At 64.1% G+C, this 19,581-nt stretch carries 18 protein-coding genes and 2 tRNA genes; 14 read left to right on the plus strand and 6 right to left on the minus strand.

Translation table 11 applies throughout. From position 1 onward, the window contains the following. The first annotated feature begins 210 nt into the window (after window positions 1-210). Window positions 211-804, plus strand: a complete 594-nt coding sequence (locus WCE05_RS18095; RefSeq protein WP_317235040.1) for a cold shock domain-containing protein — start codon at window positions 211-213, stop codon at window positions 802-804. A gap of 53 nt (window positions 805-857) precedes the next feature. Here the strand turns inward: WCE05_RS18095 and WCE05_RS18100 are convergent, their stop codons facing one another. Further along, window positions 858-1,064 (minus strand): SlyX family protein, encoded by a 207-nt coding sequence (locus WCE05_RS18100; protein ID WP_225787387.1) that lies wholly within the window; start codon window positions 1,062-1,064, stop codon window positions 858-860. Between the two features lie 4 nt (window positions 1,065-1,068). Then, window positions 1,069-1,488 carry an HIT domain-containing protein gene (locus tag WCE05_RS18105; RefSeq protein ID WP_225787386.1) on the minus strand — a complete coding sequence of 140 codons (420 nt, stop codon included), beginning with the start codon at window positions 1,486-1,488 and terminating at the stop codon, window positions 1,069-1,071. A gap of 722 nt (window positions 1,489-2,210) precedes the next feature. Between WCE05_RS18105 and WCE05_RS18110 the strand changes: the two genes are divergently transcribed. From WCE05_RS18110 to WCE05_RS18120, 3 genes are all read left to right on the plus strand, one after another. Next, window positions 2,211-3,485: an OprD family porin gene (locus tag WCE05_RS18110; RefSeq protein ID WP_225787385.1), complete on the plus strand. Its 1,275-nt coding sequence runs from the start codon at window positions 2,211-2,213 to the stop codon at window positions 3,483-3,485. A gap of 160 nt (window positions 3,486-3,645) precedes the next feature. After that, window positions 3,646-5,361: a proline--tRNA ligase gene (locus WCE05_RS18115; protein WP_225787384.1), complete on the plus strand. Its 1,716-nt coding sequence runs from the start codon at window positions 3,646-3,648 to the stop codon at window positions 5,359-5,361. 20 nt (window positions 5,362-5,381) lie between these two features. Beyond that, complete coding sequence (locus WCE05_RS18120) at window positions 5,382-6,335, plus strand: hypothetical protein (protein ID WP_225787383.1); 954 nt, start codon at window positions 5,382-5,384, stop codon at window positions 6,333-6,335. Between the two features lie 66 nt (window positions 6,336-6,401). Here WCE05_RS18120 and dinB read toward each other — a convergent pair whose 3' ends face one another. Next, the gene (gene dinB, locus WCE05_RS18125; protein WP_225787468.1) at window positions 6,402-7,466 is read right to left on the minus strand and encodes a DNA polymerase IV; all 1,065 of its coding nucleotides are present in this window, start codon (window positions 7,464-7,466) and stop codon (window positions 6,402-6,404) included. A gap of 231 nt (window positions 7,467-7,697) precedes the next feature. Here dinB and WCE05_RS18130 point away from each other — a divergent pair. The 9 genes from WCE05_RS18130 (at window position 7,698) to tsaA (ending at window position 16,340) form a co-directional block, all read left to right on the plus strand. Beyond that, window positions 7,698-7,774 (plus strand) — tRNA-Met (locus WCE05_RS18130). Window positions 7,775-7,897: 123 nt separating this feature from the next. After that, window positions 7,898-7,974 (plus strand) — tRNA-Met (locus WCE05_RS18135). A 327-nt stretch (window positions 7,975-8,301) separates the two neighbouring features. Next, on the plus strand, window positions 8,302-10,857 hold the full coding sequence (gene mprF / locus WCE05_RS18140; RefSeq protein WP_368816259.1) for a bifunctional lysylphosphatidylglycerol flippase/synthetase MprF: 2,556 nt from the start codon (window positions 8,302-8,304) through the stop codon (window positions 10,855-10,857). Then, window positions 10,857-12,137, plus strand: a complete 1,281-nt coding sequence (locus tag WCE05_RS18145; RefSeq protein ID WP_368816257.1) for a virulence factor family protein — start codon at window positions 10,857-10,859, stop codon at window positions 12,135-12,137. The genes mprF and WCE05_RS18145 overlap by 1 nt, the downstream gene beginning before the upstream one ends. Window positions 12,138-12,370: 233 nt before the next feature. Beyond that, window positions 12,371-13,702, plus strand: coding sequence for a 30S ribosomal protein S12 methylthiotransferase RimO (gene rimO, locus WCE05_RS18150; protein WP_225787381.1), 1,332 nt, complete (start codon window positions 12,371-12,373; stop codon window positions 13,700-13,702). 129 nt (window positions 13,703-13,831) lie between these two features. Next, window positions 13,832-14,290 carry a GNAT family N-acetyltransferase gene (locus WCE05_RS18155; protein WP_225787466.1) on the plus strand — a complete coding sequence of 153 codons (459 nt, stop codon included), beginning with the start codon at window positions 13,832-13,834 and terminating at the stop codon, window positions 14,288-14,290. Between the two features lie 114 nt (window positions 14,291-14,404). Then, window positions 14,405-15,115 carry an rRNA pseudouridine synthase gene (locus WCE05_RS18160; RefSeq protein WP_225787380.1) on the plus strand — a complete coding sequence of 237 codons (711 nt, stop codon included), beginning with the start codon at window positions 14,405-14,407 and terminating at the stop codon, window positions 15,113-15,115. A 61-nt stretch (window positions 15,116-15,176) separates the two neighbouring features. Beyond that, entirely contained in the window at window positions 15,177-15,638 is a 462-nt protein-coding gene (locus WCE05_RS18165; protein WP_225787379.1) for a DUF1456 family protein, read from the plus strand. A 6-nt stretch (window positions 15,639-15,644) separates the two neighbouring features. Next, window positions 15,645-16,340 (plus strand): tRNA (N6-threonylcarbamoyladenosine(37)-N6)-methyltransferase TrmO, encoded by a 696-nt coding sequence (gene tsaA, locus WCE05_RS18170; protein ID WP_368816258.1) that lies wholly within the window; start codon window positions 15,645-15,647, stop codon window positions 16,338-16,340. Between the two features lie 82 nt (window positions 16,341-16,422). Here the strand turns inward: tsaA and fpr are convergent, their stop codons facing one another. Beyond that, window positions 16,423-17,202: a ferredoxin-NADP reductase gene (gene fpr, locus WCE05_RS18175; protein ID WP_225787377.1), complete on the minus strand. Its 780-nt coding sequence runs from the start codon at window positions 17,200-17,202 to the stop codon at window positions 16,423-16,425. A gap of 120 nt (window positions 17,203-17,322) precedes the next feature. Between fpr and finR the strand changes: the two genes are divergently transcribed. After that, complete coding sequence (gene finR / locus WCE05_RS18180; RefSeq protein WP_225787376.1) at window positions 17,323-18,249, plus strand: LysR family transcriptional regulator FinR; 927 nt, start codon at window positions 17,323-17,325, stop codon at window positions 18,247-18,249. On the opposite strand, the gene WCE05_RS18185 is transcribed toward finR, so the two are convergent. Together WCE05_RS18185 and erdR are read right to left on the minus strand one after the other, a co-directional pair. Further along, window positions 18,250-18,612, minus strand: a complete 363-nt coding sequence (locus WCE05_RS18185) for a diacylglycerol kinase (RefSeq protein ID WP_225787375.1) — start codon at window positions 18,610-18,612, stop codon at window positions 18,250-18,252. Between the two features lie 74 nt (window positions 18,613-18,686). Continuing rightward, window positions 18,687-19,337, minus strand: a complete 651-nt coding sequence (gene erdR, locus WCE05_RS18190) for a response regulator transcription factor ErdR (protein WP_225787374.1) — start codon at window positions 19,335-19,337, stop codon at window positions 18,687-18,689. Window positions 19,338-19,581 lie beyond the last annotated feature (244 nt).

Genomic DNA, 19,581 nt, shown 5'->3' on the forward strand with positions numbered 1-19,581 from the left:
TCGTCCGATCCTGCATGTGACCCAAGGCAACACATCGCCCGGTAGTTTGAGAAGCCACTGTCTTTGCGGTTAAATAGCAGGGTGCCACCCGTGCGGACTGTCATTGCCGGGTGCATAGGCTGGCCAGCCGCGTGATCGCGCCCTATACCTCATGCGCACCGCGCGGCCAGCTCTTCCTGTGATCGGCCTTATCAACGTGAGCCAACCCAAATGTTCAAGATCGTCCACCTGGTGACGGGCGTTGCGGCTTTGCTGCTATCGCTCATACCCAGCCTGAAAACCGATGCGACACCCTTCCTGCAGCAACCCGAAGCCGTCTACCTGGCCTTGCTCGGCCTGCTCAACCTGCTCCTGGCGCCCGTGCTGCCGCTCTACTACAAAGGCGCTCGCCAGCAACTGCAATACGCGGCCTGCGCCCTGCTGGTAGTGGCGGTGATCCTGCAAACCGTCACGCTCCTGGCGCGCCCGGAACTGGGCGACATCCCCGCCCTGCTCTGCGCCACGCTGGCCGTGGCCCTGCACCTGGGCGCGGGCTTTGCCCGCAGCACCCGGAAGGCCCGCGCAAGCCAGGGCACCGTGCAAGAGGGCGGCCGGCGCGATACCGGCACCGTCAAGTGGTTCAACACCTCCAAGGGCTTCGGCTTCATCTCCCGTGACAGCGGCGACGATATCTTCGTGCACTTTCGCGCCATCCGCGGCGAAGGGCATCGCGTGCTCGTCGAAGGCCAGCGCGTGGAGTTCTCGGTGATGCACCGGGACAAGGGCCTGCAGGCCGAAGACGTGGTCGCGGTCTCCCGCCGCTGACCCCTCGCGGCCCTGGCGCAGCGGCCTCCCGCCGCACCAGGGCCGACGCCTCCTCAATAATGCGGCGGCGGTGGTTCCTCGCCTTCCTCACCGACCTGTCCGACCATCTCCTCGTAACGCTCGATCAGTTCGGTCATCTGCAATTGCAGGCGCTCGATCACCCGGCCCTGCTCGACCAGCACATCGTTGAGCGCCTGGATGGTGTCGTCCTGGAACGCCTGGCGGCTTTCCAGCTCGATGATTCGCGACTCCAGTGACATAACCTCATACCTCCTTGAAGTCATCGCTCAAGACCGCCCGCAAACGCTGGCGTACAGCCTCGACCTGTTCGTCGGTGTAGGCCACGGCCGGCTGCCGCCCCCAGACCGGAGCCGGCCAGGCAGCATCGTCGCGACGGCGCACGATCACATGCATGTGCAACTGGCTGACCACATTGCCCAGGGTCGCCACGTTCATCTTGTCGGCGGCGAAGCTGTCCTTGAGCGTCTCGGCCAGGTAGGTGGTTTCCTTCCAGAGCTGGCGCTGGTCGGCCTCGTCCAGTTGGAACAGCTCACTGACATCGGCACGCCGTGGCACCAGGATGAACCAGGGATAGTTGGCATCCTTGCTGAGCAGCAGGCGGCACAATGGAAAATCCCCCAATACCAGGGAATCCTGCTGCAGACGTGAATCCATGACGAACACGACGAACCTCCTCGAGACCAACAGCCCGGCGAATGCGGGCAAACATGACTAAAGGATACCCTGCTTCGCCCAGGCAAGCATGCAATCGCCTCACATGCCCAGGCGCGGTAACACAGCGCTACTTTTCGCACCAAAATGAGGCCTTGGCGTGAAGCAAGCCACATTTCTCCCCACTTGGACCACTCAGGATGAACAGTCGCCGGTAACACATTGACTTTCATGACAGCTCTTTCACGCCACACCTTGCTCGATCCTGGCACACCATCAGACAGCCATTCCCCCGTGTTTGCGGTGGTTTTCCGACCAATCGCCAGGCAAATGTGAAAATTTCATGAATCGGCGGCAATTTTGAGCACGCTTTTTGCATTCCCTTCCGGCCAAGTCGGCACGCCACCTGCATCGGCAGATGGACGCGACAAATAACAACAGCGATATGGATACCCAGGGAGTTTCACCAACCGACCGATGTTTACACATTTGTTACGGCTGCGGGAAACAGCGCTGGCGTTGTGCGTCCCAAGAAAAAAGGGACGTGATTTGCGACATGGAAAACACTAATTGCGACAGGGGAAAAAAGTTAGCGAAAGATTGTTTTCCCCATATCGCCAAGAACAGTCAGCGTGATATACATTTTCGCCGACATAACAAGAAAGAGCTGCCCCTATAACTAAAAAACCAGGGTGCAGCGGTACTCTTCCTAAAAACCAAAGGAGCAAATCACGATGCGCGTGATGAAGTGGAGCATGATCGCCCTGGCCGTTGCGGCAGGGACCTCGCAGTTGGCCGTGGCCTCTTCGCAGGATGAATCCAAGGGTTTCATTGAAGACAGCAAGCTGAACGTCAAGACCCGTATGCTGTATTTCAGCCGTGACTTCCGTAACAACCCCAGCGGCACCCAGAGCCGCGTGGAAGAAACCGGCCTTGGCTTCCTCGGCACCTTCGAGTCCGGCTTCACCCAAGGCACCATCGGCGTCGGTGTCGATGCCATCGGCATGCTCGGCCTGAAACTCGACAGCGGCAAGGGCCGCGCCGGTACCGGCCTGTTCCCGGAGGGCTCCGATGGACGCTCCCAGGATGACTACTCCGAAGGCGGTGCTGCGGTCAAGTTCCGTATCTCCGATACCGTCCTGAAAGTCGGCAACCAGTTCACCGAACTTCCGGTCTTTGCAACCGACGACAGCCGCTTGCTGCCAGAGGTTGCCGAAGGCGCATTGATCACCTCAAACGAGATCTCGGGCCTGACGCTGCATGCTGGCCGTTTCACTGGCATGAACGCCCAGGAGCAAACCCATCATGACAGCCTGCACCTGAAGGAGGCCAAGGTATTCGGTGGCACCTACGCCTTCAGCGACAACCTGAGCACCAGCCTGTACTACTCCAAGGTCGAGGACTACTGGCGCAAGTACTACGCCAACATCAACTGGGCATTGCCGATCGCCGACAACCAAGGCCTGACGTTCGACTTCAACATCTATGACACCAAGAGCGACGGCGCTGGCTTGCAGCGTGCCGCCAAGGATGACGAAACCAAACTCGACAACCGCGCGTTCAGCCTGTCCGGCGCCTACAACATCGGCGCTCATACCTTCACCCTGGCCTTCCAGCGCGTGACTGGTGACGGTGACTACGGCTACGGCGTCGACGGTGGCGGTACCGTGTTCCTGGCCAACTCCATCGCCCGCTCCGACTTCAACGCTGAAGACGAGAAGTCCTGGCAGGCCCGCTACGACCTGAACTTCGCCGAATACGGCATTCCAGGCCTGAGCTTCATGACCCGCTATGCCCGTGGTACCGGCGCCAACACCGCCACCACCAACAACGGCAAAGAGTGGGAGCGCGACATCGACATCAAGTACGTCCTGCAGGAAGGCCCGGCCAAAGACCTGAGCTTCCGTATCCGCCAGGCCACCTACCGCTCCAGCGATGGCGTCTACTACGGCTCCCCATCCCTGGACGAGCTGCGCCTGATCGTCGAGTACCCGCTGAGCATCCTGTAAGCCTGGCTTGCAGTGCCCTGCACTTGAAGAAGCCCGGCGATCGCGCCGGGCTTTTTCTTGGCTGACACCCTTCAAGGCCTGCTGCATTCTGTACGGAGATAAACCATCCCCGTACAATGCGGGGTCATTTCAACGTCTTAGGCAATCGACACGGCTCACCATGCGCACCAGTCAATATTTGCTCGCCACCCAGAAAGAAACCCCCGCCGACGCGGTGGTCATCAGCCATCAGCTCATGCTGCGTGCCGGCATGATCCGCAAGCTGGCCTCGGGCCTGTACACCTGGCTGCCGATGGGCCTGCGGGTGATGCGCAAGGTCGAGGCCGTGGTACGCGAAGAGATGAACGCCGCCGGCGCTCTGGAAGTGCTGATGCCGAGCATCCAGCCCGCCGAGCTATGGCAGGAATCCGGCCGCTGGGAACAGTACGGCCCGGAGCTGCTGCGCCTGAAGGACCGCCATGACCGCGACTTCTGCGTAGGCCCGACCCACGAAGAGGTGATCACCGACCTGGCGCGCAACGAGCTGTCCAGCTACAAGCAACTGCCGCTCAACCTGTACCAGATCCAGACCAAGTTCCGTGACGAGATCCGTCCGCGCTTCGGCCTGATGCGCGGCCGCGAGTTCATCATGAAGGACGCCTACTCCTTCCATGCCGACCAGGCTTCCCTGCAGGAAACCTACGACCGCATGCACCAGGCGTACACCAACATCTTCACCCGCCTGGGCCTGGACTTCCGCCCGGTGCAGGCCGACACCGGCTCCATCGGCGGCAGCTACTCCCATGAGTTCCATGTCCTGGCCGAGTCCGGCGAAGACGATGTGATCTTCAGCGACAGCTCCGACTACGCGGCCAACATCGAGAAGGCCGAGGCCATCCCGCGCGAAACCGTGCGCCCGGCCCCCACCGAGGAGCTGCGCCTGGTCGACACGCCGGACGCCAAGACCATCGCCCAACTGGTCGAGAACTACGGCCTGCCGATCGAGAAGACCGTCAAGACCCTGATCGTGCGCGGTGCCGAGGAAGGCAAGCTGGTCGCCCTGATCGTGCGCGGCGATCACGAACTGAACGAGATCAAGGCCGCCAAGCTCGAGCAGGTCGCCGACCCACTGGTGATGGCTACCGACGCCGAGCTGCGTGCCGCCATCGGTGCCGGCGCAGGCTCCCTGGGCCCGCTGAACCTGCCGCTGGAGTGCATCATCGACCGCTCGGTCGCCCTGATGAGCGACTTCGGCATCGGCGCCAACATCGACGACAAGCACTACTTCGGCGTCAACTGGGAACGCGACCTGCCGGTCCCGCAGGTCGCCGACCTGCGCAACGTGGTCGAAGGCGACCCGAGCCCGGACGGCCAGGGCACCCTGGTGATCAAGCGCGGCATCGAAGTCGGCCACATCTTCCAGCTCGGCACCAAGTACAGCGAAGCGCTCAAGTGCCAGGTACTGGGCGAGAGCGGCAAGCCGGTCACCCTGTCCATGGGCTGCTACGGTATCGGCGTATCCCGCGTGGTCGCCGCGGCCATCGAGCAAAGCCATGACGACAAGGGCATCATCTGGAACGACGCCCTGGCGCCCTTCCACATCGCCCTGGTACCGCTGCGCTACGAGACCGAAGCCGTGCGCGAGGCCACCGACAAGCTGTACGCCGAGCTGACCGCTGCCGGTTACGAGGTACTGCTGGACGACCGCGACAAGAAGACCAGCCCCGGCATCAAGTTCGCCGACATGGAACTGATCGGCATCCCGCACCGCATCGTGGTCAGCGACCGCGGCCTGGCCGACGGCAACCTGGAGTACAAGCATCGCACCGAGCAGGATGCCCAGCCCGTACCGCTCGCCGAGGTGCTGACCTTCCTGCAAGCCCGCGTCCGTCGCTGATAGCCAATGCCCGAGTGAACATGTCCAAGCGAAGTACCTTTACCCTGGGGGGCGCCGCACTCTGCGGCGCCCTGCTCGTCAGCGGCTGCGCCAACCAGATGTCCCAGCGCAGCGAACATGAGGAGCGCGTCGAGCGCAAGTTGCTCGAACACACGCTGCAGATCGACGTCGGCGAGCCGAAGGTGATGGCGCTTCCCCAGCGGCGCGTGCGGGTTCACGAGCAGAAGCGCTTCGAGGTCACCGAGTTCGAGGTCACCCGTCGCTACGACCGCTACACGCCCTACCAGCCCTGGCGGGAAATCTACGAGATCCCCCTGGGCGCGGTGGCCGTGGTCGCCGGGGTCGGTGCCAACGTGGTCAACGTGTTCACCCTGGGCAACCTGCCACACAGCGTCACCCACGACTGGCTCGACTACGGCGTGGCCGGGCTCAACCCTTTCATGAACGTACAGTCCAACGGCCGTGCCCAGCAGAACCTGGCCGGCATCAGCGAAGTACAGAAAGGCAAGCGCGAGGAGTACACCAGCCTGCCGTGGAGCGAGCGACTGGTCGAGGTCAAGGCCGGCAAGCTGACCCATGAGCTGACCACTGACCGCAACGGCGTCTTGCGCCTGAATCTGCTCGACAGCCCGTTCTCCGAACAGAACCTCAGCCATATCGGCACCCTGCACCTGCAGGTCGTCGACGAGGACAACGGCGTGCGCGGCGATGCCAGCCTGCTGGTCAGCGGTAACCTGCGCAGCAAGCTGCTGGAAGCCCATGACCTGATCTTCGATGACCTGGAGGACGACGATGTCGGCCAATGGGTCCACCGGGTCAAGCGCCTGTCGGAGCTGGGCCTGGAAGAGGAAGCCAGCGAGCTGGAACAGAGCCTGATCGAGCTGACCCGCAACGATCCGGAGCTGCAGCAGGAATTTCTGCATACGCTGACCAAGGACACCGGGCGACTGGTGGCCGATCCAGGCGTGCATTAAATCTGCTGGGCCTTGTTGGGCTGCTTTGCAGCCCCAGGATCACAAAGCCAGAAGATGAGCGCACTACTACAGAAGCTGAGGCGGAAAAAGCTCCAACTGCTCATGGGTACCCCGCAAGTCGCGCAGCCGCACCCCCACCCCCAGTAACCGCACCGGTTTGCCGCCCCGGGCAAAGGCCTGGCTGAGCAACTGTCGGTAGCTCTCCAGGTCACGCCCTGCCCCTGCCTGCTCCAATGTGGTCTGGCTGAAGTCGTGGAACTTGACCTTGACGAAGGGCTTTTCCGGCTTGTAGCTGCTGTCCATGCGCGCGACCCGCTCGTTCAGGCTGTCCAGCAACCGGGGTAGTTTCTCCAGGCAACTCGACAGGTCCGGCAGATCCGTATCGTAGGTATTTTCCACACTGACCGACTGACGCCGGCTGTCGTTCTGCACGAGCCGCTCGTCGATGCCCCGTGCCAGGCCCCACAGACGCTCGCCGAAACTGCCGAACTCACGCACCAGGGTCAGGCGCGGCCATTCGCGCAGCGTCAGGCAGGTGTCGATGCCAAGGCGCGCCAGCTTGTCTGCCGTGACCTTGCCCACGCCATGCAGCCTGGCGACCGGCAAGGCGGCGACAAAATCCTCCACCTGCGCCGGCGTGATGACGAACAACCCATCGGGTTTGCGCCAGTCGCTGGCGATCTTGGCCAGGAACTTGTTCGGCGCCACGCCGGCCGAGACGGTGATGTGCAACTGCTGCGCGACGCGCCGGCGTATGTCTTGGGCGATCCGCGTGGCACTGCCGGCGAACCACTGGCTGTCGCTGACATCCAGGTAGGCTTCGTCCAGCGACAATGGCTCTATCAGCTCGGTGTAGTCACGGAAGATCGCCTGGATTTCGCGGGACGCTTCGCGGTAGGCCTCGAAGCGCGGCTTGACGATCAACAGATCGGGGCACAGCTTGAGCGCATGCCGGGACGACATGGCCGATCGCACCCCATAGGCCCTCGCCTCATAGTTGCAAGTGGCAATCACCCCACGCTGCTCCGGCGCCCCGCCGACCGCCATCGGGCGGCCAGCCAAACGCGGGTCGTCACGCATCTCGATGGCGGCATAGAAGCAATCGCAGTCGATATGGATGATCTTGCGCAAGGACATGGATGGCCGTCAGCACTGTAAATTCATACAGATATTACTCCACTGGATGGAGACGGGACAGCCCACGGACAGGGTCAACGGGAAAACCACCGACAAACGCCATACAAGCCCCGCCATTACTGAGCCGCAGCCCATATGGAAGCGCTAAGGGATTGAACGAAAAAGGATTTTTTCCATAAATCGCTTGACACAGGGAAGGATATCCGTAGAATTCATTTCAACAGGCGCGGGATGGAGCAGCCTGGTAGCTCGTCGGGCTCATAACCCGAAGGTCGTCGGTTCAAATCCGGCTCCCGCAACCAGATTCAGAAAAAGGCCACTGTCGATACAGTGGCCTTTTTCATTGCCTGCGGAAAATTCCAACGAAAAATCAACGATTAACGCTTGACAGCCGTTCGAAAAACCGTAGAATGCGCAACCACTGACGCGGGATGGAGCAGCCTGGTAGCTCGTCGGGCTCATAACCCGAAGGTCGTCGGTTCAAATCCGGCTCCCGCAACCATATTCGTCAGAACAAACCCCGCCTGTTTACAACAGTGCGGGGTTTGTTGCTTTTACACCTCCAGCTATCCCCCCTGCCCGCCCTCTTCCACTACCCGGCCCGCTTGACTGGATGAACTATCTTTAACCGTGCCGAGCGGCTGAAAGCGACTTCACCCGGAGTAACATTCGGATACGTTTTCCGAAGAGACTTTCACTTGGCCGCACCTCTCCCCTACCTCGCGCGGCACGCCCGAGGTTATCCATGACCGCCCACCCTTCCGAGTCCCGGGCACCGCTAGACGAAGAGCCGCCCCGGGCGCAACCACTGCCCTGGCGGGAGCGACTGATGCGCTATCGCCAGCCCCTCGGCCTGGCCCTGACCCTGCTGCTGTTCGCCCTGGCCCTGGTCGCCTGCCGGCACTTTCTGAGCGAACTGGACCTCTACGCATTGCGCGATGCCGTGCTCAGCGTCCCGCCCCCCTCCTTGCTCGGCGCCCTGCTGGCCGCGATAGTCGGGTTCGTGATCCTGCTCGGCTACGAATGGTCGGCCAGCCGCTACGCCGGGGTACGACTGCCCGGTCGCACCCTGGCACTGGGCGGGTTCAGCGCCTTCGCCATCGGCAACGCCATTGGCCTGTCGATGCTCTCCGGCGGTTCGGTGCGCTATCGCCTGTATGCCCGCCATGGTCTCGGGGCTGTCGAAGTCGCCCGCATGACGGCGTTCGCCAGCCTGTCGCTCGGCTGTGCCCTGCCACCGTTGGCGGCACTGGCCAGCCTCGGCGACCTGCCGGCTGCGGCCAATGCCCTGCACATACCGCCTGTACTGCTGGCCAGCCTCTCCCTGGCGGTGCTGGCGCTCAGCGCCGCGCTGGTGATCGGCCTGTACCGTCGGCGCCTGGACGAACAGCCCCTGGCCGACACTCTGCGGGTACGACTCGGCCGGCGCACCCTGCGCCTGCCGGGCGCTCGGCTGGCGGCCCTGCAATTGCTGATCACCGCCCTGGACGTCATCGCCGCCGCCACCGTGCTCTACCTGCTGCTGCCCGAAACGCCGCCCTTCGCGGTCTTCGTCCTGGTCTACCTGCTGGCGCTGGCGGCTGGGGTGCTCAGCCACGTGCCAGGCGGTGTGGGGGTGTTCGAGGCCATTCTCCTGGCTGCCTTCGCCAACCCGCTGGGTGCCGCGCCGCTGGCTGCAGCCCTGCTGCTGTACCGCCTGATCTACGTGGTCCTGCCATTGCTGCTGGCCTGCGTGCTGCTGCTGGCCAACGAGGCCCGGCGCCTGCGAGCCGCGCGCCAGGCGATCAGGGCGGCCTCGGGGCTGGCCGCGCCAGTGCTGGCGATCCTGGTGTTCCTTTCCGGGGTGGTCCTGCTGTTCTCGGGGGCCACCCCGGAAATCGACACCCGTCTGGAGCACATGGGCTTCCTGGTACCCCATCGGCTGATCGACGCCTCGCACTTCGGCGCCAGCCTGATTGGCGTGCTGTGCCTGCTGCTGGCCCAGGGGCTGCGGCGACGCCTGTCCGCCGCCTGGCTGCTGACCACGGTCTTGCTGCTGATGGGCGCGCTGTTGTCGCTGCTCAAGGGTTTCGATTGGGAAGAGGCCGGCATCCTGACGTTCACGGCGGCCCTGCTGGCGATGTTCCGTCGCGCCTTCTACCGCCCCAGCCGCCTGCTGGAGCTGCCATGCTCGCCGATGTACCTGATGGCCAGCACCTGCGTGGTCGGCGCCTCGGTCTGGCTGCTGCTGTTCGCCTACCAGGATGTGCCCTACCGTCACGAACTGTGGTGGCAATTCACCCTGGACGCCGACGCCCCTCGCGGCCTGCGCGCGGCCATGGGCAGTGCCGTGCTATTGGTGATCGTCGCCCTGACCTGGCTGCTGCGTACCGCAAGGCCGGTGATCCACCTGCCGGACGCAGCAGAGCTGCAGCGCGCCAAGCGCATCCTGCTGGCCTCGGATCAGCCCGACGGCGGCCTGGCACTCAGCGGCGACAAGGCGCTGCTGTTCCACCCCAGCGACAGCGCCTTCCTCATGTATGCCCGGCGCGGCCGCAGCCTGGTCGCCCTGTACGACCCGATCGGCCCCGCCCAAGAACGCGCCGAGATGATCTGGCAGTTCCGCGACCTGTGCGACCTGCACCATGCCCGCCCGGTGTTCTACCAGGTGCGCGCGCAGAACCTGCCGTTCTACATGGACATCGGCCTGACCGCCCTCAAGCTCGGCGAGGAGGCCCAGGTCGACCTGCGGCGCTTCGACCTGGAGGCCAAGGGCAAGGAGATGAAAGACCTGCGCTACACCTGGAACCGTGGCACTCGCGACGGCCTGGCCCTGGAGATCCACGCGCCCGGCCAGGCCCCGCTGGACGAGTTGCAGCAGATCTCGGACGCCTGGCTGGAGGGTAAGCACGTGCGCGAGAAAGGCTTCTCCCTGGGCCGTTTCAGCCCCGCGTACCTGCAGCATTTCCGCATCGCCCTGGTGCGTTTCCAGGGCCGCCCGGTGGCCTTCGCCAACCTGCTGGAAACCCACGGTAACGCACTGGCCAGCCTGGACCTGATGCGTGCCCACCCGCAAGCGCCCAAGCTGACCATGGAGTTCATGATGATCGGCCTGATCCTGCACTACAAACGCCACGGCCATGCCCGCTTCAGCCTGGGGATGGTCCCGCTTGCCGGGCTGCAGCCCCGGCGTGGCGCGCCCCTGACCCAGCGCCTGGGCTCGATGGTGTTCCAACGCGGCGAGCAGCTCTACAACTTCCAGGGCCTGCGACGCTTCAAGGACAAGTTCCAGCCCGACTGGGAACCCCGCTACATGGCCGTGCCGGCCGGGCTCGACCCGCTGGTGGCATTGGCCGACACCGCTGCCCTGATCGCAGGCGGCCTGACTGGACTGGTGAAACGCTGATGACCCGACGCTACTGGCTGTACGTATTGATTCCCCTGCTGGCGGGCACCATGGTCTTCTGGCTCTGGGCCCGACCGACGCCAGCGGCGCATCTGCAACACCTGGCCCTGGCCGACGGCAGCAGCCTGCTGCGCGCCACCCCAGGCGTACAGGCCAAGGCCCGGGTCGCCATCGGCGTGCCCCAGGGCCAGGCCCTGAGCGACAAGCAACTGCTGGACCTGAGCCAGGCCGGTGCAGCCCAGCTGGTCCAGGTGATCCTGCCGCCGGCCGACTGCACCAGACAACGACAGGCACTCGAGCAGGCCATCGCGCAGCTGTCGGGCAAGCCGACGCTGGTTGCCGGCATCGGGCCGGGCGCCGCCCAGGCCTGGCGCTGGCTGGCCGGCCAGGCCGACGACACGGCACGCGCCATCTCCGTGGATTTCAGCATGGACCAGCCCGGCTGCCAGGCGCTGCCGAAATCCGCCGCCCATGGCCACTGGCAGGTGGCCTGGAACGACAACCCGGACGACGCCAGCGCCGCCTTCGTCCGCAGCCAGGCCAACGCCGAAACCAGCATCAGCGACTACGACATTCACCTGCCCGAGGTGCTCAGGGCCCAACTGGCCCAGGCCCTGGTCGGTCGTGACGGCAACGTCCCGAACCTGCCGGTGGTGGAAGTCCCGGCCGGCCAGGCCAGCGACACCGTCACCCTGTTCCTCTCCGGCGATGGCGGCTGGCGTGACCTGGACCGCGATGTGGCTGGCGAGATGGCCAAGCTCGGCTACCCGGTGGTCGGCATCGACACCCTGCGCTACTACTGGCAGCACAAGACCCCGGAGCAGAGTGCCGCCGACCTGTCCGCGCTGATGCAGCACTACCGACAGAAATGGGGCACCAAACGCTTCGAGCTCACCGGCTATTCCTTCGGTGCCGACGTGCTGCCAGCGATCTACAACCGCCTCCCGGCGCAAGACCAGCAGCGCATCGACGCGGTGATCCTGCTGGCGTTCGCCCGCAGCGGCAGTTTCGAGATCGAGGTCGAGGGCTGGCTGGGCAAGGAGGGCCAGGAAGCGCCGACCGGGCCGGAGATGGCCAGGTTGCCGGCAGCGAAGGTGGTGTGCGTCTATGGCGTGGAAGAAGCCCACGAGAGCGGCTGCACCGACAAGACCGCCGTCGGTGAGCGCCTGGAGCTGCCCGGTGGCCATCACTTCGACGAGAACTATCCGGCGCTGGCCAAGCGCCTGATCGGCGCGATCGATGCGCGCCAGGGCAAGACCAGCATGGCCGCGCAGCCGTGAAGGCATGGGTGTATGCCCGTCAGGTAAGCGGCCCCAAGTGATCGGTTCGGCCCCGGCAGCGCTTGCCCCCGATGGGGTAGCGAAGCACGACGCAGCGTTCGTCGCTTTTGTGCTGGTCAAGCGTCCTTGCGCTCGCTAGAATTGCGCACTTTTTGATCAGAGGCGCCACAAGCGTCCACCAGGACCGCCCCCGTCACCGGCTGGGCGGCCTGCATTCAATACCGAGGTTAGCCATGTCCACCACTCCCGCCACTCCCAAGGTAGGATTCGTTTCCCTGGGCTGTCCGAAGGCCCTGGTCGATTCCGAACGCATCCTGACCCAGCTGCGCATGGAAGGCTATGAAGTCGTGCCCACCTACGAGGATGCCGACGTGGTGGTGGTCAACACCTGCGGCTTCATCGACAGCGCCAAGGCCGAGTCTCTCGAAGTGATCGGCGAGGCGATCAAGGAAAACGGCAAGGTCATCGTCACCGGCTGCATGGGCGTCGAGGAAGGCAACATCCGCGAAGTGCACCCCAGCGTGCTGTCGGTGAGCGGCCCGCAGCAGTACGAACAGGTGGTCAGTGCCGTCCATGAAGTGGTACCTCCACGCCAGGACCACAACCCGCTGATCGACCTGGTACCGCCCCAGGGCGTCAAGCTGACCCCGCGTCACTACGCCTACCTGAAGATCTCCGAAGGCTGCAACCACAGCTGCAGCTTCTGCATCATTCCGTCCATGCGCGGCAAGCTGGTCAGCCGCCCGGTCGGCGAAGTGCTGAGCGAGGCCGAACGCCTGGTCAAGGCCGGGGTCAAGGAGATCCTGGTGATCTCCCAGGACACCAGCGCCTATGGCGTCGACGTCAAGTACAAGACCGATTTCTGGAACGGCCGCCCGGTCAAGACCCGCATGCTCGAGCTGTGCGAGGCCTTGAGCAGCCTCGGCGCCTGGGTACGCCTGCACTACGTCTACCCGTACCCGAACGTCGATGACGTGATCCCGCTGATGGCCGCCGGCAAGATCCTGCCGTACCTGGACATCCCCTTCCAGCACGCCAGCCCCAAGGTGCTCAAGGCCATGAAACGCCCGGCCTTCGAGGACCGCACCCTGGCCCGCATCAAGAAATGGCGCGAGCAGTGCCCGGAACTGGTGATCCGCTCGACCTTCATCGTCGGCTTCCCCGGTGAGACCGAGGAAGACTTCCAGTACCTGCTCGACTGGCTGACCGAAGCCCAGCTCGACCGCGTCGGCTGCTTCCAGTACTCGCCGGTCGAAGGGGCCCCGGCCAATGACCTGGGCCTGGAGGAAGTGCCGGACGCCATCAAGCAGGAACGCTGGGATCGCTTCATGGCGCACCAGCAGGCCATCAGCGCCGCGCGCCTGCAACTGCGCATCGGCAAGGAAATCGAGGTGCTGATCGACGAGGTCGAAGAGCAGGGCTCGGTCGGGCGTAGCTTCTTCGATGCCCCGGAAATCGACGGCAGCGTGTTCATCGATGGCAACCACGGTTTCAAGCCGGGGGACAAGGTGCGTTGCCGGGTGGTCGATGCCGACGAGTACGACATGTGGGCCGAGCCGGTCTGAAGCCAGATGTCAGGGCTGCCTTGCAGCCCATCGCGCCCCGTCCACTGGCGGGGCATTTTTTTGCATCTATGTTGTGAGGAAGACGGCCCGTTCGCGGGTACCGGAACGTCCCCCATGGAGGATCACGACATGCCGCCGGCACTGACGCTGCGAACCCCACACCTGAGCGACTACCCGGAGCTGGTCCGGGTCTGGGAGGCGTCGGTGCGCGCTACCCACGACTTCCTTCCCGAGTCCTACATCCTGTTGCTGCGCGAGCACGTGCTGCGCCAGTACCTCGATGCGGTGATGCTGATCTGCTGCAAGGACGGCAACGGACATATCCTTGGTTTCGCCGGTGTGGCCAACGGCCGGGTGGACATGCTCTTCGTCGCTCCCGAGCACCGCGGGCAGGGAGTCGGCAAGCGTCTGCTGCGCTATGCCATCGACGAGTTGAATGCCGAGCGCCTGGACGTCAACGAGCAGAACCCCCAGGCACTGGGCTTCTACCTGCACGAAGGCTTCGAAGTGACCGGACGCTCGGCCACCGACGGCTTGGGCCAACCCTATCCCCTGCTTCACATGAGGCTTATTCGTACAAACTCCTAGGGCTTGTTCCGAAGAGACAGTGCGCTTTCTCCGAAATGGCGCAGATTCCCAGCCCCAAGGTCGCCCGGGCGGGTACAATGGCAGCCTTTCCCTGCCCTCTTGCGAATCGTCTCCATGTCCGAACCCGTGCGCCTGTCCAAACGCCTCATCGAGCAGCTCGGCTGCTCCCGCCGCGAGGCCGAGTTGTACATCGAAGGCGGCTGGGTCACGGTCGACGGCGTAGTGATCGAGCAGCCCCAGTTCAAGGTCCTGTCTCAGCGGGTCGAACTGCTACCGGGCGCCCGTGCCGAGCCCCTGGCCCCGGTCACCCTGCTGCTCAACCAGCCCGCCGGGCTGGATGCCGAAGCAGGTCGGGCCAGCCTGGGCATGGCCACCCTCAGCGCGTCCCATGGCCAGCCGGTGCGGCCGCTGCATGGCCATTTCACCCGGCTGTCCTGCGTCGCCCCCTTGCAGACCGGCGCCAGCGGCCTGCAGCTGTACACCCAGGACTGGCGGGTAACGCGCAAGATCGACGCCGACTTGCATCGGCTGGAACAGGAATACATCGTCCAGGTCGACGGCGAGGCCTCCACCGAGGCCTTGCAACGCCTGGCCCGCGGCATCACCCGGGGCGGCCGTGAGCTACCACGGGCCAAGGCCAGCTGGCAGAACGAAAACCACCTGCGCCTGGTCCTGAAGAACCCCTTGCCCGGGCAGGTCGACGCGCTCTGCACCAGCCTCGGCCTGACCGTGCTGGGCATGCGCCGCATCCGCCTCGGCGGGGTATCCATGGGCAAGCTGCCCCTGGGCCAGTGGCGCTACCTGGCCGTCAACGAACGTTTCTAACGGACCACAGGCAATACCGCCACGCCAGCTCCGGCGTGGCACCTGAACAGGATCACCCAGCATGAACCACAACGATGTCCTGCGCAGCCTGCGCTACATGCTCAAGGTCAGCGATGCCCAGATGGCCGAGATCATCGGGCTGACCGGCCTCGAAGTCTCCGCCGAGACGGTCGCCAGCTACCTGAAGAAAGAAGAGGAGCCCGGCTACGTGCGTTGCCCCGAGCGGGTCATGGCGCATTTTCTCGATGGCCTGGTGATCCACCGCCGCGGTCGTGACGACAGCCGCCCTCCTCAGCCGATCGAGGTGCCGGTGAGCAACAACACCATCCTCAAGAAGCTGCGGGTGGCCTTCGAGCTCAAGGAAGAAGACCTGCACGCAGTGCTCAAGGCGGCCAACTTCCCCGTGTCCAAGCCCGAGCTCAGCGCCCTGTTCCGCAAGGTCGGCCATGACAACTACCGCCCTTGCGGCGACCAGTTGCTGCGCAATTTCCTCAAGGGCCTGACCCTGCGCGTGCGTGGCTGAACGAGCATGCAGCATACGGTTTCGCCGGTCGGTATCGTGCGCTCCTGCTTCAAGGAGAAGTTCGCCATCCCCCGCCAGCCTCGCCTGGCGCCAGCGGCACGCGGCGTACTGGAACTGTTGCCGCCGTTCGACCAGGGCGATGCGGTGGCGGGGCTGGAACAGGTGAGCCATATCTGGCTGCTGTTCCTGTTCCACCAGGCACTGGAAGACAAGCCCCGCCTGAAAGTGCGCCCGCCCCGCCTGGGTGGCAACAAGAGCATGGGGGTGTTCGCCACCCGCGCCACCCACAGGCCCAACGGCATCGGCCAGTCGGTAGTGCGCCTGGAGGGCGTCGAGCCCGGGCGCCTGCTGCTTTCGGGGATCGACCTGCTCGATGGCACGCCGGTGCTGGACATCAAGCCCTATGTACCCTATGCCGACAGCATCGCCGAGGCCAGCAACCAGATGGCCAACGACGCGCCTGAAGCGATCGGCGTGACCTGGAGCGACAGCGCCCTACCCCAGGCCAAGGCGCATGCCTTGCGCCTTGGCGAGCCGCTGGTGGAGTTGATCGAGCAATGCCTGAGCCAGGATCCGCGGCCGGCCTACCAGGTGCCGCCGGTGGAGCGGGTGTACGGGGTGAAGTTCTGGGATGTACAGGTGCGCTGGCACTACCCGCGGCCTGGGCAGATCCGTGTGCTGGAAGTGGTGCAGGATCGCTGAGTTTTTCGGCGCCAGCGGCGACCCAAAGGCAGAATAAAAAAACGCAGGCCAAAACCAAGGCCTGCGTTTTTTTGCATTCGCCTTACTTCTCGACGAAGGCACGCTCGATCAGGTAGTCACCCGGCTCGCGCATGCGCGGGGAGATCTTCAGGCCGAAGCTGTCGAGGACCTCGCTGGTCTCATCGAGCATGCTCGGGCTGCCGCAGATCATCGCACGGTCGTCCTGCGGATTGATCGGAGGCAGGCCGATGTCGCTGAACAGCTTGCCGCTGCGCATCAGGTCGGTCAGGCGGCCCTGGTTCTCGAACGGCTCACGGGTCACGGTCGGGTAGTAGATCAGCTTGTCGCGCACCGCGTCGCCGAAGAACTCGTTCTGCGGCAAGTGCTCGGTGATGAACTCACGGTAGGCCACCTCGTTGACGTAGCGCACGCCGTGGACCAGGATCACCTTTTCGAAACGCTCGTAGGTTTCCGGGTCCTGGATCACGCTCATGAACGGTGCCAGGCCGGTACCGGTGCTCAGCAGGTACAGGTGCTTGCCCGGGTTCAGGTCGTCGAGGACCAGGGTACCGGTGGGCTTCTTGCTGATGATGATCTCGTCGCCTTCCTTCAGGTGCTGCAGCTGGGAGGTCAGCGGGCCATCCGGCACCTTGATGCTGAAGAACTCCAGGTGCTCTTCCCAGTTCGGCGAAGCGATGGAATAGGCGCGCATGAGCGGACGGCCATTGGGCTGTTGCAGGCCGATCATCACGAACTGACCGTTCTCGAAGCGCAGGCCCGGATCGCGGGTGCACTTGAAGCTGAACAGGGTGTCGTTCCAGTGATGCACACTGAGGACACGTTCGTGGTTCATGTTGCTCATCTAAGGGGCTCCTGAAGAAAGACGCAGCGCGGACCAAGCGCGCAGTTGCGCGATAGTTTAGGGGCAGCGACAATATCTGTTAAATGAATTATCAAGATATGTCTTATCGGTTATATAGATATGCGATTCACCCTACGCCAGCTCCAGGTCTTCGTTGCCGTGGCCCAGCACCAGAGCGTGTCGCGAGCGGCCAGCGTGCTGGCGTTGTCGCAATCGGCCGCTAGCACCTCGATCACCGAACTGGAGCGCCAATCCAGTTGCCAGCTGTTCGATCGCGCCGGCAAGCGGCTGAGCCTCAACGCCCTGGGCCATCAATTGCTGCCCCAGGCCGTCGCCCTGCTCGACCAGGCCAAGGAAATCGAAGACCTGCTCAATGGCAAGTCAGGCTTCGGCTCGCTCTCGGTCGGCGCCACCCTGACCATCGGCAACTACCTGGCCACCCTGCTGATCGGCAGTTTCATGCAGGGCCACCCGGAGAGCCAGGTCAAGCTCCATGTGCAGAACACCGCACATATCGTGCAACAAGTCGCGCACTACGAAATTGACCTGGGTCTGATCGAGGGCGATTGCAACCACCCGGACCTTGAAGTGCAGCCCTGGGTAGAAGATGAGCTGGTGGTGTTCTGCGCGCCCCAGCATCCCCTGGCCAAGGTCGGCCGGGCAGACGTCGAGACGCTCTCCCATGAGGCGTGGATCCTCCGCGAACAGGGCTCCGGCACGCGCCTGACCTTCGACCAGGCCATGCGCCACCACCGCGCCAACCTCGACATCCGCCTGGAGCTGGAGCACACCGAGGCGATCAAGCGCGCCGTGGAGTCAGGCCTGGGCATCGGCTGCATCTCGCGCCTGGCGCTGCGCGACGCCTTCCGCCGCGGCAGCCTGGTGGCGGTGGAAACCCCCGAGCTGGACCTGGCGCGACAGTTCTACTTCATCTGGCACAAGCAGAAGTACCAGACCTCGGCCATGCGCGAATTCCTCGACCTGTGCCGCAGTTTCACGGCGGGGGTCAGGCGCAGCGACGAGATCGTCCTGCCGCCCATCGCCTGATCACAGCAGGATCACGCCCCAGACCAACGCCACCATGCCCAAGGCCACCAGTTGCGCGGCGCTGCCCATGTCTTTGGCATTCTTGGACAGCGGGTGGCGATCCAGGGAAATGCGGTCGATGGCGGCCTCGACCGCCGAATTGAGCAGCTCGACGATCAGCCCCAGCAAGCAGACGGCAATGAGAATCGCCCGCTCCGCGCGGCTGACCGGCAACCAGAAGGCCAGCGGGATCAACAGCACGTTGAGCAGCACCAGTTGCCGGAAGGCGGCCTCGCCCTTGAAGGCGGCACGCAGGCCGTCCAGCGAATAGCCGGCAGCGTTGAGGATACGTTTGAGGCCGGTCTGGCCCTTGAATGGCGACATGGAGAGTCACTTCACCGGTAAAAGGCCAGCAGACTAGTCCAGCCCAGGTCAAAAAAGCGTGAATACACGGGGACTTAGCCGCCTGAGACCGACTCGAGCTGCTGGAGCAGCAACGCTGCCTGGGTCCGGGTGCGTACACCCAGCTTGCGGAAGATAGCGGTCACGTGGGCCTTGATGGTTGCCTCCGAGACATTCAGTTCGTAGGCGATCTGCTTGTTCAGCAGCCCCTCGCAGACCATGGTCAGGACCCTGAACTGCTGCGGCGTCAGGCTCGCCAGGCCTTCACTGGCCGCCTTGGCCTCGGCCGACACGTCGACCTTGTCGAAAGCCTGCGGCGGCCACCAGACGTCGCCGTCGAGGACCTTCTTCACTGCGTCCTGGATCACCTCCAGGTTGCTCGACTTGGGAATGAAGCCACTGGCGCCGAACTCGCGGGACTTGACCACCACGGCCGCCTCTTCCTGGGCCGAGACCATCACCACCGGAATCTGCGGGTACTGCCCGCGCAGCAGGACCAGGCCGGAGAAGCCATAGGCGCCAGGCATGTTCAGGTCCAGCAGGACCAGGTCCCAATCGGCCTTCTCGTTCAGGCGGACTTCCAACTCGGCGATGCTCGCCACCTCGACCAGGCGTACATCCGCCCCCAAGCCGAGGGTAACGGCCTGGCGCAGGGCGCTGCGAAACAGTGGGTGGTCATCGGCAATCAGGATTTCGTATGTGGCCATCGATCTATGGATCCTGTTCTGTGCCAGGCGCAGGAAGGGATAAAAAGCAGTGCCTGGCGGGCAACTCAAGGCGCGAACGGCAGGGCCGCCGGCCGTGACGGCGCGGCGAAGTCCTGGGTAACGGCATCTTCGTCATGCCCGAATCGGCGCCAAGGATGCCGAGCACGGTCCGGGCGGTCAAGCCAATTGCCCGGTCGCCCCCGCCCCCTGGCTGTCAGCCCCGACAGTATGAACCAATCCGCCC

Source organism: Pseudomonas sp. I2, assembly GCF_040984075.1.
Classification (GTDB): domain Bacteria; phylum Pseudomonadota; class Gammaproteobacteria; order Pseudomonadales; family Pseudomonadaceae; genus Aquipseudomonas; species Aquipseudomonas guariconensis_B.